The sequence below is a fragment of the Porphyromonas endodontalis ATCC 35406 genome (assembly GCF_000174815.1).
In the GTDB taxonomy this organism is placed as follows: Bacteria; Bacteroidota; Bacteroidia; order Bacteroidales; family Porphyromonadaceae; genus Porphyromonas; species Porphyromonas endodontalis.
Map to the genome: position 1 here is coordinate 50,198 of NZ_ACNN01000016.1, position 13,399 is coordinate 63,596.

Here is a 13,399-nt window from a genome sequence, read left to right on the forward strand (position 1 = left end):
GTTCGTCTTATTACTTTTGTTGAGTAGGAGTTTCTTCGGGTACCCCTTTGCCCGTTAGGAGGTCAAGGTCGCAGCGCGCCACCAAGAAGTTGTAGATACTCTGGTGGTAGTTAAGCCGAGCTTGCAACAAAGACAAATCGGCATCATTTACCTCTAGCAAGGTACCTTCGCCTGTCTCAAAACGCTTCTCGGCGATGGTGTACCCTCTCTCTGCCGTGGAGACCGCCCCTTCGCTTACGCTATAAGTACGAGCTGCCCTACGCAAACGATCTTTCGCCTCTTCGTAGGCGGTGGAGACTTGACGCTCAGCATCACGAGCATTGAGGTCAAATTGCATCAAGGCAATCTTCTGCCCCTTGAGGTCGAAAATGCGTCGTCCCCCCGTAAATACAGGGAACGAAAGCGAAAGAGAGACCATGGAATGGGGTGTCCAAAGTTTGTTATTATTCAACTTTAGATCGTTGCTAGCAAAAGAGTAAGTATAAGATCCGGAGAGATTGAGAGTAGGTAAAAAAGCAAGTTTTTTAAGCTCCGTAGCATGGTTTACCAAGTTGCGCTGAATCGCTAACTCGCGTAGAGTTGCATTGCCCTCGAGGGGATTCTGCTCGGCTTCTACATATTGCTGGAGCACCTCCGGAGCAAAATCGGAGAGAGAGCCACGGAGTGAAATTTCGGTTTCAGGAGATAATCCCATAAGAATAAGAAGTGAACGGCGAGCCATACGGCGAGCATCGTCGGCTTGCAACACGTTAGGCTCAAGATTTTTCATCTGTACCTCGCTTCTCAAGAGATCATATTGAGCTACAAGTCCCTGCTTGAAGTTATTCTCCACCAACTGATAGTTTCTCTGTGCATTGGCGTAGCTTTTCTTGAGTACCCCGTAGCTATCTTCTGCCAAAAGGGCCTGCAAGAAAGCTTTGCGCACCTCAGCTACTTTGTTTAGTCGAGAGGTTTGAGATTTCTCTAGAGCGAGTTGAAGATTCTCTTTGCTGATACTCACACTTTTCCATAGGGAAGCATTCACTACAGGAAGAGCCAAACTAAGCCCCCCTTGGATGTTGTGCGTACGACCAATTTCAATCCCTGCAGAAGCCCCAGGCATAGAGGGTGCTCCGGGAAAACCATCGAGGTACATAACTTGCTTCTTAATGGTATACCCATAAGAACCCTGCAAATTAATACTCGGGTACAACTGAGCTACCGCACTCTTGTAGGTGTATCGCTCCTTTTGCACCGCCATATCTCCCACCAGCACACTCGTGCTCTCGGTAAGAGCGATGCGCACTGCGTCATCGATAGTGATGGATGCAGGGAGAGGGGTAGGGCTCGTAAGGGTGTCGGTAACTGAGGGCCGATAGTCCTCTATGGCACACAGCCTCCACGTTGCTCCTCCCATCAAAAGTAGGGCAAGAGAGGCTTTAATCACAGTTCGATGCTTCATAAACTCTATCTCTAATATCGTATTATTCTATTTCTCTTCGGAGAGGAATTCCAACCAATCTCCCTACAAACTCCATTGTAGAGCACTCGAATAAGGGGGCTTCATCTCCACTCAACATGCCTCTTCTCTTCTCTTTTAGAGTAGCGCTAGCACATTGCATACTCTCTATTGGAGGGGGATAATAGGGCAAGGTTTAATTATATTCCATCTCTTTCTTGCCTGCAAAGGTACATATTCGTACTATAGCCGGCAAGATGAAAAACGCAATTAGCAAAAAAGAATACTCTGACCTCCCATTGCCCTAAGACGCGGAGAAAGATTTATCTCGCTGATTTTCTGTTCAAATGCTGCCCAAGAAAAATAAATTTCTAGGCTAGTTATGGGGGGCATATTTACCTAATATATTTTTTGTTACAGGGCAAGAAAAAGTAAGAAACCAGGCAGAGGGAAATTGAGTTGAAGCCTTACAAGAAACCCCTAAGAGGCTCTTCGGGAAAATCCGGAATAGTCTCTTAGGGGAAATCGGATAGGGAAAATGAGAAAACCATTGCGCGTTCGCGTCTCTCTTCTCACAGCCTCTCGGGAAACAGGATAAGCGCAAAGCAAAAAAGAGAGTTAGTGAAGGGGTTTTAGCCCCATAGCGTCTGCCTTTTTGAGCAGATAGTCGTATGCCGCATCGTACTCATTAGGAATAACCCCATCGAGTATCGCATTCTTAATCGCCTCTTTGAGTGTACCCACGGGGCGAGAGGGGGGGAGGCCAAACAGCTCCATGATCTCCTCTCCTGAGATGGGAGGCTGGAAGTTGCGTATCCGATCCTTCTCCTCTATTTCGTGGAGTTTGCGGCGAACCACTACATAGTTATCGAGGTAGCGGCGCACCTTTTGGGGATTCTTGCTCGTAATGTCCGCCTCCACAAGGAGCATGAGGTCGTCTATGTCGTCTCCGGCTTCGAAGAGCAAGCGACGCACGGCAGAGTCCGTTACCCCCTCATCTACGAGTGCCGCAGGGCGCATATGCAGCTCTACCATCTTGGCAACATACTTCATAGAGGCATCGAGGGGCAACTTGAGTCGCCTGAACATCTTGGGCACCATTTTGGCTCCAATATAGTTGTGGTTGTGGAAGGTCCAGCCCAACGCTCGATCGAAACGCTTCGTTTGCGGCTTTGCCACATCGTGCAAAAGGGCTGCCCAGCGGAGGTAGAGATTATCGCTCTTTGCAGCGAGGTTGTCTACCACCTTATAGGTGTGTGTAAGATTATCTTTATGGCCAATGCCATCTCGGGTCTCGGCGCCTTTGAGAGCTAATACCTCGGGCAATATGAGTGCCATTAAGCCTGTCTTTTCTAATAGCTCCAGTCCTATGGAGGGTTTGGGCGAGAGCATTATTTTGTTCAGCTCCACGATGATGCGTTCGGCAGAGACAATCTGAATACGCTCGGCATTGCGCTCAATGGCCTCAAAAGTCTCTTCGTCAAGAAAGAAGCCCAATTGGCTTGCAAAGCGAATCCCCCGAAGCATTCTCAAGGGGTCGTCTGAGAAGGTTACATCGGGATCTAAGGGCGTACGCAATAGACAGTCTTCGAGGTCTTCTAGGCCGTAAAAAGGGTCTACCAGCTCGCCAAATCGCTCTTTGTTGAGGCACAAAGCCATGGCATTGATGGTAAAGTCTCGCCGCTCTTGATCCTCTTCGAGTGTGCCATCTTCTACAATGGGTTTACGGCTATCGCGTCGGTAACTCTCGCGCCTAGCTCCTACGAACTCTACCTCTATCCCCCCTTTTTTTACTTGGGCGGTGCCAAAATTAGCAAAGACGGAGAGATGTGCTCCTCGCCCCCATTTCTTGGCAAAAGCACGCGCAAGGTCGATACCTCGCCCCACAGAAACCACATCAATATCTCCCGTGGTGCGGTGCAACAGGAGGTCTCGCACATAACCTCCCACCACATAAGCCTCCACACCGAGTTCGTCGGCAGCTTCACTAATCAAGTGGAAAAGAGGCGTATCTATAGCAGAGCGAAGAGAGTAATCCGGGGTCATGCTGAATTGTCGTAGGGGCTATTATATGGAGGCTTTACGAGCCTTTTCGTTTTGGGCTAAGTAGGCTTGAGAGGTAATGGCATCGAGCCAAGCGGCATTGTCTATATACCAGCGCACCGTCTGCTCCAGCCCTTCGTCGAAAGAGGTTGAGGGTGTCCAGCCCAATTCCGTATGCAGTTTGCTAGCATCAATAGCGTAGCGGAGGTCGTGCCCGGCGCGGTCTTGTACATATGTAATGAGGGAGAGAGAATCCCCCTTGGGGCGTCCTAAAACCCGATCTACCGTCTCAATAAGTTTTTTGATTAGCTCTATATTGCTCCACTCGTTACTCCCTCCCACATTGTAGGTTTCGCCGGAGCGTCCCTTGTGAAAGATGAGATCAATGGCACGAGCGTGGTCTTCTACATAGAGCCAATCGCGCACATTAAGCCCCTCGCCATAGACAGGCAGAGGAAGTTTTTGGCGGATATTGTTGATGAAAAGAGGTATCAGTTTTTCAGGGAATTGGTAGGGACCATAATTGTTGGAGCAGTTGCTAAGCACAACATCCAGTCCGTAGGTGTCATGATAGGCGCGAACGAAATGATCGCTCGAAGCCTTTGAGGCTGAGTAGGGGCTGTGAGGAGCATAAGGCGTCTTCTCGGTAAAGAGTCCGCCCTCTAGGGGGAGAGCTCCGTACACTTCGTCTGTAGAGACGTGATAAAAACGCCCTCTTATCGACTTCTCCTGCCACGCAGCGCGGGCCGTCTCTAGTAAAGAGAGGGTGCCCAATACGTTGGCTCGGGCAAAGAGAAGAGGGTCGGATATGGAACGATCAACATGACTCTCGGCCGCCAAATGCACCACGCCATCAATTCTCTCTTGGGCAAAAAGAGCCTGAAGCAAAGGTAAGTCCGTAATATCCCCCACCACAAGGCGCACTTGGGGAAGGTCTAGGAGGTCTTCGAGATTCGCCACATTTCCCGCATAAGTGAGGGCATCCAAGAGAATGATTCGGTACTCAGGATACTGCCGAACAAAGTGCCGTGCTACATGGGATCCAATGAAACCGGCTGCTCCCGTAATCAGTAAATTCATAGGAATAAATGTCAAATAGAGGGGACGAGTAGGGAGAGAAGGTATTGACCATAAGCATTCTTTGCCATCGGGGTGGCTACCTTGCGGAGGGTATCTGCCCCAATCCAACCCTGTTGGTAAGCAATCCCCTCGAGGCAAGCGATCTTGATGCCCTGCCTTTTCTCGATAACTTCTATAAAGGTGGAGGCCTCACTGAGGGAGTCGTGCGTACCGGTATCGAGCCAAGCAAAACCCTGTCCGAGCTGCTCCAAAAAGAGGGATTCTAAGGACAAAAAAGCTTGATTAACTGAGGTAATCTCTAGTTCTCCACGTGCGGAAGGACGCACTGCTTGTGCAATATCCAAGACCTTATTGGGATAGAAATAAAGCCCTGTTACGGCATACGGACTGCGAGGCTGTTTGGGTTTTTCTTCGATAGATAAGACTTGACCATCGGCATCAATCTCCGCTACGCCATAACGCTCGGGGTCACTAACTCGGTAGCCAAAAATCGTTGCCTTATCCTCTTGCTCCGCTCGCGCTACCGCCCTTGTAAGCATCTCAGGGAAGCCGGCTCCATAAAAAATATTATCCCCCAAAATAAGGCAAACAGCGTCATTGCTCACGAATTCTCGCCCTATGATAAAGGCCTGTGCTAAGCCGTCGGGGGAGGGCTGAGGGGCGTATTGCAAACGAATCCCCAAGTCGCTACCATCTCCCAAAAGACGCTCAAAAGCAGGGAGATCTTGCGGTGTGGAAATCAGGAGAATATCCCGAATGCCTGCCAGCATCAGTACACTGAGCGGATAGTAAACCATGGGTTTATCAAAGATAGGGAGCAATTGTTTACTCACCCCCTTAGTGATCGGATAGAGACGCGTGCCCGAGCCTCCTGCTAATACTATACCCTTCATTTTTCTGATACTGACTAGAGAAAAGATACAACAACCGCAAGCCACAAAAGAGCGACCCGCAGTTGTTGCCGTTAGTGATAAGGAAAAGTCAATTAGTGACCTCCCCCCGTAGAGAGGAATTTATTGCCCGTTTCGTCTACAATCTGCTTGTAGTAGCGTGTATCGTAACCGGGGAATTCGGGCATAGCGCTCAAGCCGTGACCATTGTCTTTGAAGCTGCCGTTTTCTTCCTTCTTCATGTTACCATCCATGTACTTTACAAGTAGATATTCGCCGAGAGACTTCCAGCGAGCCGTAGCAGCATCTGCCACAGTGCAACTATAGTTGGTGAGAAAAGCTCGTGCCTTGGCAGGCGACTCCTTGAGGAGGGCAACAGCCTTAGCATCGATCTGAGCAAGGGCATTATCGAAGCCATCTTCCAACTCATACTGAACGGGACGGATGTCTTGAATCATGGGAGCATAGCGTGCATACGCCATATTAGCTACCCAGTTGTGGATCCAGAAAGCACTTGTCCAAGAGAAGTGCATCATGTCACCATTACCTACGCGATAGCACTCGGGAGTGCGTTGTATGGAGGCATACATAGGCGTAAATACGGCGGTATTGGCATCGTCTACACCGAACCAAAGGATACCACCTACCTCATCGGGGAGGTTGGGGCGGAGCTGAGCCACGAGTACAAAACCGGTTTGCTGCGTTGCGATAGCACGCTCATTGAAATAGGTTTTGCCATTATACTCCCACGACATAGGACGCCAGCGGTAGGGAACGCTATAAGGACCGGCACCGATATCTTGAGTCATATCCATCGGGGTGCCTTCGTAGTGGTCGCGCATCATGTTGCGTACATCGGCCACCGAAAGTTTGCGGTTGGGGATGACATAAAGAGGCATAGGCTCTTGGTTTACATCGCCCATAGCAAGAGCTTCGTACTTCTTCATACCATCGGCAAAGCGATTGAAAAAGCTCCATACACGAGCCTCGCAACCACGGAGACCATCGGACGTCCAGGGGTTGTATGCCTTCTGGAAGCTGAAGTCTTTGTCCTTTCCCTTGAAGTAGCCTTTCTCCCGAGCCAAAGAAATTACATCCTTAGCATAGAGACAATTATCGGGGTCATTGAACTTGATTTGCTGGATACGAGCCTGATTGGCATGCGCAGAAATTGCATTGTCGGGTATGCGCATAGCCACCCAAACAGCCCCCTTCTTACCAGGGCCCTTGCCGATCAACTCCATTACCCACGCCTCATTTTTATCAGCAATACTAAAGCTTTCGCCTGAGCTGCGGTAGCCATACTCTTCGACAAGACTTGTCATTACCTTGATGGCTTCGCGTGCCGTTTTGGCGCGTTGCAGGGTTACATAGATAAGGCTACCATAGTCCATGATACCCTCGTTATTGACGAGCTCGGAGCGCCCTCCCCATGTAGACTCGGTAATGGCGAGCTGATGCTCGTTCATGTTACCAATTACATTGTAGGTGTGAGCTACCTGAGGGATAGACCCGATGGGGGTATGTGTGTCCCACTCAATGATCTGACGCATCGAGCCCTTTGCCCAGTCGGCAGCAGGCCAATGGTAAAGTTCGCCGTAGAGAGTATGTGAGTCTGCGGCATAAGAGATCATTACAGAGCCATCTTTTGAGGCCCCTTTACCCACGATCAACCCGGTACAAGCATCAGCTTGGGGGGCTAATAGCGAGGCAATTGCTGCGACGGTAAGGGTCGCAAAGAAAGTACGAATCTTCATCTTACTAATGCTTTTGCTTATTATTCTCCCACAAATATACGACAAAAGCGAATGTATCCAGCCTATTGACTTCCATACATTCGCTTGATAAAAAGACGATCGCCCTACTATTTCAAAGGCATATCACGATGGAGTATCTTGCCATCTTTGAGTATAACGCGTATTTCCAGCCGATCAAACTTCCCCTCCACATCACTACGATTGCAGGTAATAGTAAACTCATACCCCACATTAGGGAAGGGCATATAGTCATAGTTGGTTATACGATCCAATGGTAGGTCAAAAGGAGTCCACATCCCAGAATCAGCATTCTTGTAGCCTCTTCGGATAAAGGGCTCAATACTAAGACTCGATAAGGTTACAAGATGGGATAAGGATGCTTCACGTCCTCCATTACAACCCACTACTTCTATTTTTTGCACCCCGTACACACACGGAAGGGTCGGAGAGATGGCGTAAAATCCCGATCCATCCTCTCCATGCTCTTTGGCGATCTGATCTAGTAGCTCCTCATTTGTAGCCTTTGTTATAGTAGATTTTCTCAAACTATGGAACTGAAGATACCAAGTAAGCTTAGATTCATCCTCTCCAAATACCTTTTTCAAACTAATGCCTTCGGGAATACAGCACGTCTCAATCGCATATTTATGCCACTCTGCGTCCCTCTTCTCCTTAGCACATGCTCCCAGCAAGATCGTGAGCGAAAATATAAGTATACTAACCTTTTTCATTGCACTTTATATTTAGGGTCTAATATCTCTGATACATGTAAGTCCGTACTGATAGTAACGAGTCCCATCATCGGAATCTGATCGTAATACGGGGCTTGTAGCATTGAAAACATCAGGAGCATAATATCCCTCCGAAAGAGATTCCCACCCCCAATTACAGTGGATAAGGGTACGATGATGCCAATAAGACGATACCACCTTCTTTGTTTCTTTGGAGATCTTCTCTACCAATCGTTTCTGGTCAAGAAATCCATCAACAAGCCAAGTATGTCCTTTAGATGGGATTTGGATCTTGAAAATCCACCATCCGAAAGAAGAATTCTCCCTAAATCCAGACAAAACAATTGGGACAGGATGCTGTTCCCGAAGAGAGCTTAAAACCAAATTTGAACAATAATCTTCTACCTTAGAGGGAGATGTGTATCCCATTTCACGACCCAATACCTTCGGGATCATACTCTCATGTGCTCCAGAACCTCCATCGCTAGCTAATCCCCAAGATGTACCTGTTGCATCACCGAGATTGCGACAAAGCAGTGCAACCATTGTCGTATATTCTTTATTGTGATCAGGATAAGCCATTGGATTGGTTAATAGATCCCAATTTAAATCAAGACCTCGAAATGAATTAGGTTTACGGTGGAAGGCGATCAATTGAGCAAATGCGATATTAACACAACCAGCGGCTGCATGTTCCCCCCTAATCTCAAGAGCCTGATCATTAAATGGAGTTCCTTGATGCCAATGAGTTTGGACAAGCGGCTTTAATTCTTTATTCTCCAAAGCGAGAAAAAGTATCGTGAGGTGGGTTGTAAGGACCATCATCATCTGGATCTATATGATCTCCTGGTATAATCCCCTTACCAGCCTTCAGTTTATTTTCATAGTAAATCGGTAGACGAGACAAAAACACGGCGAGCCCTGGAGGTACATCAGCATTACTCTTGTCCAAATTCCCATGCTCTGTTACAGCTAAGAGGTCAGGCATACGAGTATCTCCCGAAACTAAGAAGAATCCTCCTTCGTTGGGCATATTAATAATAAAGAGTGGTGTATCTACAGGCGTTACGACACTACCATCCGCAGCTCGCAGCTGAGGCTTGGAGGGAGGCACTACAAAGTCAAGGTCGAAATGAGCCTCACTCAGGCTTCTCAAGTCTCCCGTTGTACCTAAAAATGATTGGGCAACAGCAATGGCTTCGCTTGAGCTTCGTTGGAAATTCTCCTCCTCTTGGTTTGCTTGTTCTTTGGGGAGCTTGGGCACTACTTCGTTGGACGACACTGTGCCCCTAGCGCAAGACCCCAAGAGTAATGCTAGGGCGGAGAGGTAGAGTACAGATTTCTTTGTAATCATACGACAAATCCTTTCTTTTCTTGTTGGTAATAAATTCCGCTGCTAATGTATGAATAAAATTGAAATACTCAACCTTTTGAGAAGGATATTTTAATCTATACTTCGACAATCTCTTTGCCTATGGGCCTTTTTTGCCAAGAGTTTAATCTGTAAAGTTTTTGAGTTTAGTTAAGTGTGTGTATACTCCTTGTGACTTCTCTCCTCTGTGGGCGTATGTTGTGTGTCTCGGAGGAGAAGCTATTCAGGGTTGGGCATAGTCCGTAAATATTCTGCCACAATAGAATAGATGGCGATCCCTGCACTCACACTCACATTAAGGGAGTGTTTGGTGCCATATTGAGGGATCTCAATGCAACGATCAACGCAAGCAATAACGTCGTCCGCTACACCATGCACTTCGTTTCCAACGACCAAGGCAACTCGCTCGGGCGGAGTGAGCGGAGATTCTTCGGGACATAAACTATCCGTTGCCTGCTCTAGAGCCCAAATCTTATACCCTTTGCTACGGAGCTGTTCTACCGCCTCCAGGGTAGACTCTGCATGCTCCCACGCTACACTAAGTTCGGCTCCAAGTGCCGTCTTGTGAATCATGGGATGGGGAGGTAATCCCGTAATACCGCAAAGAATCAAACCCTCTAGACGAAAGGCATCTGCGGTGCGGAAGAGACTCCCTACGTTATTTAAGCTACGGACATTATCCAATACCAACGTAAGGGGCACCTTCTCTTCGCTGCGAAACTGCTCTACATCGAGCCGTTGCATCTCCTCTATCTTGAGTTTTCTCATATATTATACTATGCCAATGTGGGGGCGAAGGTACTCAAATTAGACCTAAAGCACCGCCTCTCTCTCCCATCATCGGACATGGATACAAGAAGAAAAAGGGGGAATTGCTGGGGAAAGTATTTGGGAAAGTCGTTAGAAAGAATTTGGATGGCTGCTTTGCAGATCCCCATCTAAGACGTTGATATGGCCTCGTTCATTGTACACCTTACCATCGGCTCCTCGGGCGTAAATCACATAATAGTAGACGCCTCCCGAGACCGATTGCCCCCGATAGGTGCCGTCCCATCCGCCATTAGGATCCGTCCAATGGTACAATTCGTTGCCCCACTCGTTGTAGATACGTCCATCAAACTCCACAAGCGAGGTATGTACCACACGGAACACATCGTTGATCCCGGGGGACGAAGTGGGACTAAAAGCATTGGGAACCTCTAGACGAGAAGTCTGCACCGAGGTGGTGACTTTGTCTGTGGAAGCACTGCAAACTCCGTTGCGAGAGGTCGCCGAAAGCTCGATCGTATAGGCACCGGCCTCCGTAAAAGTGTAACTACAATCTGCTCCGGAATACTGGAATACTACAGACGAGTTTCCTGCATTCGCTGCCTCCCCTCGCACGATACGCCACTGAAAGAGCATTGCCACCGGAGCATTGCCAATAGCATGCATCTCGATCTGTGCCGGAGCCGAAAGAGAGCGAGGTAGAGAGCCTTTGGGCAAAGAGTCGGCCTTAGAAGTAGAGCCAACTAAACGTAAGTCCCCATGCACCTCCACTCGCTGCCCCAATAGCTTTTGGGTGTGAAGGGGTTCAAAATTGTATCCCAACTCTTCGGAAAAAGCATCGCCCAAGAGAGTGAATTCGGTATCCGTAAGAGGGGCTAGTAGACGCAATACACCCTGCTGAGGCTGTAGCATTTGCACCCTTTTTTTCTCCACAAAGATAGTATTGGCGGCATCGTACTCTTGGTCTTGATACTGCACTTTGTACGTACGAGCGATAGGCGTCAAAACGCCTTGTGGAGTATAACAAGAGAGGTCCGTAAACCCGCCTTCTGCCCTTAGTACTACTCGCTCACAAGGGCTTTCGCTATCGACCTCGGCCACAAAAGGAGTTTTGGGGAAAGGCTGCTTTGCATAGTCAATAAGCCAGTAGTAAGCATCGGGCAAACCCTGTGAGGGTTGTATGAAATAACCACATCCTAGGGGAGGATTGACCAACTGCCACGCCATACCATTGTGCTGCGCCGTTGCAACCGGCTTAGCATCCCTCAGACTTTCGGTATAGGTCATGAGTTGCTCTCCGCTATTGGCCGTAAAGTAAAGCGTGGTGGCAGACGAGACCCCATTGAGAAGCAGCACTTTCATTCGCTGCCCCTCGGGTGCTTTTGCCTCTGTATAGCGAGCTCCCTCTACCCTGAATTGCGACCAAAGATGAGGCGACAACCCAAAAGAAAAACAGAGAAGGAGCAAAAAATAGAATACCTTCTTCATGATAGAATAACGCCCAAGAGAGGCAAAATAGTATGGCTACAACAGGGGAAAGAGAAGATAAAGAAGCACTCCCTGCTCCCCCAGGAAAGAGGGAGACAAGGAGTGCCGATACTTAAAATAAGAGAGAAAGATCTTCGATTAGTTCTCCTGCTTGATGGCAGTCATACCAATCTTGATTGCTTCCTCATTCATGGGGATGAGCTTATGATGGCGCTCGGGAAGAGACTTCTTGAGACCAGCCACCACGCTATCAAGTTTTACCACGGGAACGATCTTGAGAAGACCGCCGAGGATAATCATGTTGAAAGCCTTGTCGTTACCCAACTTGAGAGCTTCTTCGGTAGCATCTACCGAGTAGATGCGGATATCATCGCGCGTAGTCTTAGTATGGATACCATTGGGTTCGTAGATAAGGATACCACCCTTCTTTACGCGGGGAGCAAACTTATCGAGTGAGGGTTGATTGAGCGCAATAACGATGTCGTATTGGTTCACAACCGGAGAGCTAACCTTCTCATCACTTACGATAACGGTAACGTTAGACGTACCACCGCGCTGCTCGGGACCATACGAAGGCATCCAGCTAACTTCCTTGTTCTCCATTAGCCCGGAATAGGCTAGGATCTTACCCAATGAGAGCACGCCTTGACCACCAAAGCCTGCAATTACTATTTCGTGTGTCATCTTACTTATCTCGTGGGATTATTGGTTATCTACATCTTTTAGGTCTCCCAATGTGTACTTAGGAGCCATATTTTCCATCATCCAGTCGTTAGCTTTAGCAGGCGACATCTTCCAACCCGTATTACAGGTAGCAACGATCTCTACTACAGAGCAACCCTTGCCGGCCATTGAGTTTTCGAAAGCCTTAATGAGTGCTTTCTTTGCTTTGCGTACAGCAGGCATAGTGTGTACCGTCTGACGAGTTACATAGCAAGTACCATCCAACTCGGCCAAGAGGTTAGACATAGAGATGGGGTAACCATTGCGCTTTACATCGCGACCATAGGGGCAAGTAGCCGTCTTCATACCTACGAGGGTAGAGGGAGACATCTGACCACCGGTCATACCATAGATACCGTTATTGATGAAGATGATCACGATATTTTCACCACGGTTGGCAGCATGGATCGTCTCAGCTGTACCGATAGCAGAGAGGTCACCGTCACCTTGATAAGTGAAAACCAATTTGCTGGGATACAATCTCTTGATAGCTGTTGCAAGAGCAGGAGCACGACCGTGAGCAGCTTCTTGCCAGTCGATATCAATGTAGTTGTAGGCAAACACAGAGCAACCTACGGGAGCAATACCCACGCTTTCTTCTGCGAGTCCCATTTCGTCGATTACCTCAGCAACCAACTTGTGCACAACCCCGTGGCTACAACCTGGGCAGTAGTGCATCGTATTATCGTTGAGAAGACGAGGCTTCTCATACACCAAGTTCTCCGGCTTTACGATGTCTTCAAAAGAGAGAACCTTTTCGTCTGTCGTATTCATTGTAATATCTTGTTTATCGGTTTATATGTCTTAGCACATAGCTAGCAACACGCACTACCACCGCAGGGATCGCAGCCCAGAGGAAGGCTAGTCTATTCCCCTCATTGGAGCGAAAGAAAAAGAAAAGGGCGATCATCAGTACGACCAGGGCAAAGAATGCTATGTCGCAGATGGTGATCCATCGTTTGAGGTTCTTCTCTTTCATATTCTCGCCCGCTCTCCGGAGTAGTTTTTTTGACTTGCTCTCTCTCTCTTTCTTTCTTACAGTGCCTTACCCCATTCTAGGGAGTGGATTGATACTATAAGGTATCTCTCTATGGCCGTTCCCTAAAAGA

13 protein-coding genes are annotated in these 13,399 nt (G+C 48.2%); all 13 read right to left on the reverse strand.

What is annotated here, in order from left to right; genetic code table 11:
• Positions 1-10: 10 nt before the first annotated feature.
• Positions 11-1,441, reverse strand: coding sequence for a TolC family protein (locus tag POREN0001_RS03735; RefSeq protein WP_004333346.1), 1,431 nt, complete (start codon positions 1,439-1,441; stop codon positions 11-13).
• Positions 1,442-2,056: 615 nt separating this feature from the next.
• Positions 2,057-3,484 carry a CCA tRNA nucleotidyltransferase gene (locus tag POREN0001_RS03740; RefSeq protein ID WP_004333193.1) on the reverse strand — a complete coding sequence of 476 codons (1,428 nt, stop codon included), beginning with the start codon at positions 3,482-3,484 and terminating at the stop codon, positions 2,057-2,059.
• Positions 3,485-3,505: 21 nt separating this feature from the next.
• The gene (gene rfbB / locus POREN0001_RS03745; protein ID WP_004333352.1) at positions 3,506-4,561 is read right to left on the reverse strand and encodes a dTDP-glucose 4,6-dehydratase; all 1,056 of its coding nucleotides are present in this window, start codon (positions 4,559-4,561) and stop codon (positions 3,506-3,508) included.
• A gap of 11 nt (positions 4,562-4,572) precedes the next feature.
• On the reverse strand, positions 4,573-5,454 hold the full coding sequence (rfbA, locus tag POREN0001_RS03750; RefSeq protein ID WP_004333293.1) for a glucose-1-phosphate thymidylyltransferase RfbA: 882 nt from the start codon (positions 5,452-5,454) through the stop codon (positions 4,573-4,575).
• Between the two features lie 92 nt (positions 5,455-5,546).
• Positions 5,547-7,208 (reverse strand): dipeptidase, encoded by a 1,662-nt coding sequence (locus POREN0001_RS03755; RefSeq protein ID WP_004333350.1) that lies wholly within the window; start codon positions 7,206-7,208, stop codon positions 5,547-5,549.
• A gap of 107 nt (positions 7,209-7,315) precedes the next feature.
• The gene (locus POREN0001_RS03760) at positions 7,316-7,939 is read right to left on the reverse strand and encodes a hypothetical protein (RefSeq protein WP_004333175.1); all 624 of its coding nucleotides are present in this window, start codon (positions 7,937-7,939) and stop codon (positions 7,316-7,318) included.
• Positions 7,940-7,951: 12 nt separating this feature from the next.
• Positions 7,952-8,767, reverse strand: a complete 816-nt coding sequence (locus tag POREN0001_RS03765; RefSeq protein ID WP_083797834.1) for a C10 family peptidase — start codon at positions 8,765-8,767, stop codon at positions 7,952-7,954.
• On the reverse strand, positions 8,712-9,293 hold the full coding sequence (locus tag POREN0001_RS03770) for a Spi family protease inhibitor (RefSeq protein ID WP_004333219.1): 582 nt from the start codon (positions 9,291-9,293) through the stop codon (positions 8,712-8,714). Before POREN0001_RS03770 ends, POREN0001_RS03765 begins: the two co-directional genes overlap by 56 nt.
• A 237-nt stretch (positions 9,294-9,530) precedes the next feature.
• Positions 9,531-10,079: an RNA methyltransferase gene (locus POREN0001_RS03775; RefSeq protein WP_004333342.1), complete on the reverse strand. Its 549-nt coding sequence runs from the start codon at positions 10,077-10,079 to the stop codon at positions 9,531-9,533.
• A 132-nt stretch (positions 10,080-10,211) separates the two neighbouring features.
• Positions 10,212-11,567: a T9SS type B sorting domain-containing protein gene (locus POREN0001_RS03780; protein WP_004333206.1), complete on the reverse strand. Its 1,356-nt coding sequence runs from the start codon at positions 11,565-11,567 to the stop codon at positions 10,212-10,214.
• 138 nt (positions 11,568-11,705) lie between these two features.
• Complete coding sequence (locus POREN0001_RS03785; RefSeq protein WP_004333203.1) at positions 11,706-12,251, reverse strand: 2-oxoacid:acceptor oxidoreductase family protein; 546 nt, start codon at positions 12,249-12,251, stop codon at positions 11,706-11,708.
• An 18-nt stretch (positions 12,252-12,269) separates the two neighbouring features.
• Positions 12,270-13,064, reverse strand: a complete 795-nt coding sequence (locus POREN0001_RS03790) for a thiamine pyrophosphate-dependent enzyme (RefSeq protein WP_004333347.1) — start codon at positions 13,062-13,064, stop codon at positions 12,270-12,272.
• Positions 13,065-13,077: 13 nt separating this feature from the next.
• A complete protein-coding gene (locus POREN0001_RS03795; protein WP_040580603.1) occupies positions 13,078-13,269 on the reverse strand; it encodes a hypothetical protein in 192 nt (63 codons plus the stop codon).
• Between the last annotated feature and the right edge of the window lie 130 nt (positions 13,270-13,399).

What these genes read in the sequence shown, in the direction of transcription:
- POREN0001_RS03790 (WP_004333347.1), bottom strand. Translation starts at nt 13,064, where the DNA reads ATGAATACGACAGACGAAAAGGTTCTCTCTTTTGAAGACATCGTAAAG.
- rfbB (WP_004333352.1), bottom strand. Translation starts at nt 4,561, where the DNA reads ATGAATTTACTGATTACGGGAGCAGCCGGTTTCATTGGATCCCATGTA.
- POREN0001_RS03785 (WP_004333203.1), bottom strand. Translation starts at nt 12,251, where the DNA reads ATGACACACGAAATAGTAATTGCAGGCTTTGGTGGTCAAGGCGTGCTC.
- POREN0001_RS03765 (WP_083797834.1), bottom strand. Translation starts at nt 8,767, where the DNA reads ATGATGATGGTCCTTACAACCCACCTCACGATACTTTTTCTCGCTTTG.
- POREN0001_RS03770 (WP_004333219.1), bottom strand. Translation starts at nt 9,293, where the DNA reads ATGATTACAAAGAAATCTGTACTCTACCTCTCCGCCCTAGCATTACTC.
- POREN0001_RS03775 (WP_004333342.1), bottom strand. Translation starts at nt 10,079, where the DNA reads ATGAGAAAACTCAAGATAGAGGAGATGCAACGGCTCGATGTAGAGCAG.
- POREN0001_RS03740 (WP_004333193.1), bottom strand. Translation starts at nt 3,484, where the DNA reads ATGACCCCGGATTACTCTCTTCGCTCTGCTATAGATACGCCTCTTTTC.
- POREN0001_RS03735 (WP_004333346.1), bottom strand. Translation starts at nt 1,441, where the DNA reads ATGAAGCATCGAACTGTGATTAAAGCCTCTCTTGCCCTACTTTTGATG.
- POREN0001_RS03795 (WP_040580603.1), bottom strand. Translation starts at nt 13,269, where the DNA reads ATGAAAGAGAAGAACCTCAAACGATGGATCACCATCTGCGACATAGCA.
- rfbA (WP_004333293.1), bottom strand. Translation starts at nt 5,454, where the DNA reads ATGAAGGGTATAGTATTAGCAGGAGGCTCGGGCACGCGTCTCTATCCG.
- POREN0001_RS03760 (WP_004333175.1), bottom strand. Translation starts at nt 7,939, where the DNA reads ATGAAAAAGGTTAGTATACTTATATTTTCGCTCACGATCTTGCTGGGA.
- POREN0001_RS03780 (WP_004333206.1), bottom strand. Translation starts at nt 11,567, where the DNA reads ATGAAGAAGGTATTCTATTTTTTGCTCCTTCTCTGTTTTTCTTTTGGG.
- POREN0001_RS03755 (WP_004333350.1), bottom strand. Translation starts at nt 7,208, where the DNA reads ATGAAGATTCGTACTTTCTTTGCGACCCTTACCGTCGCAGCAATTGCC.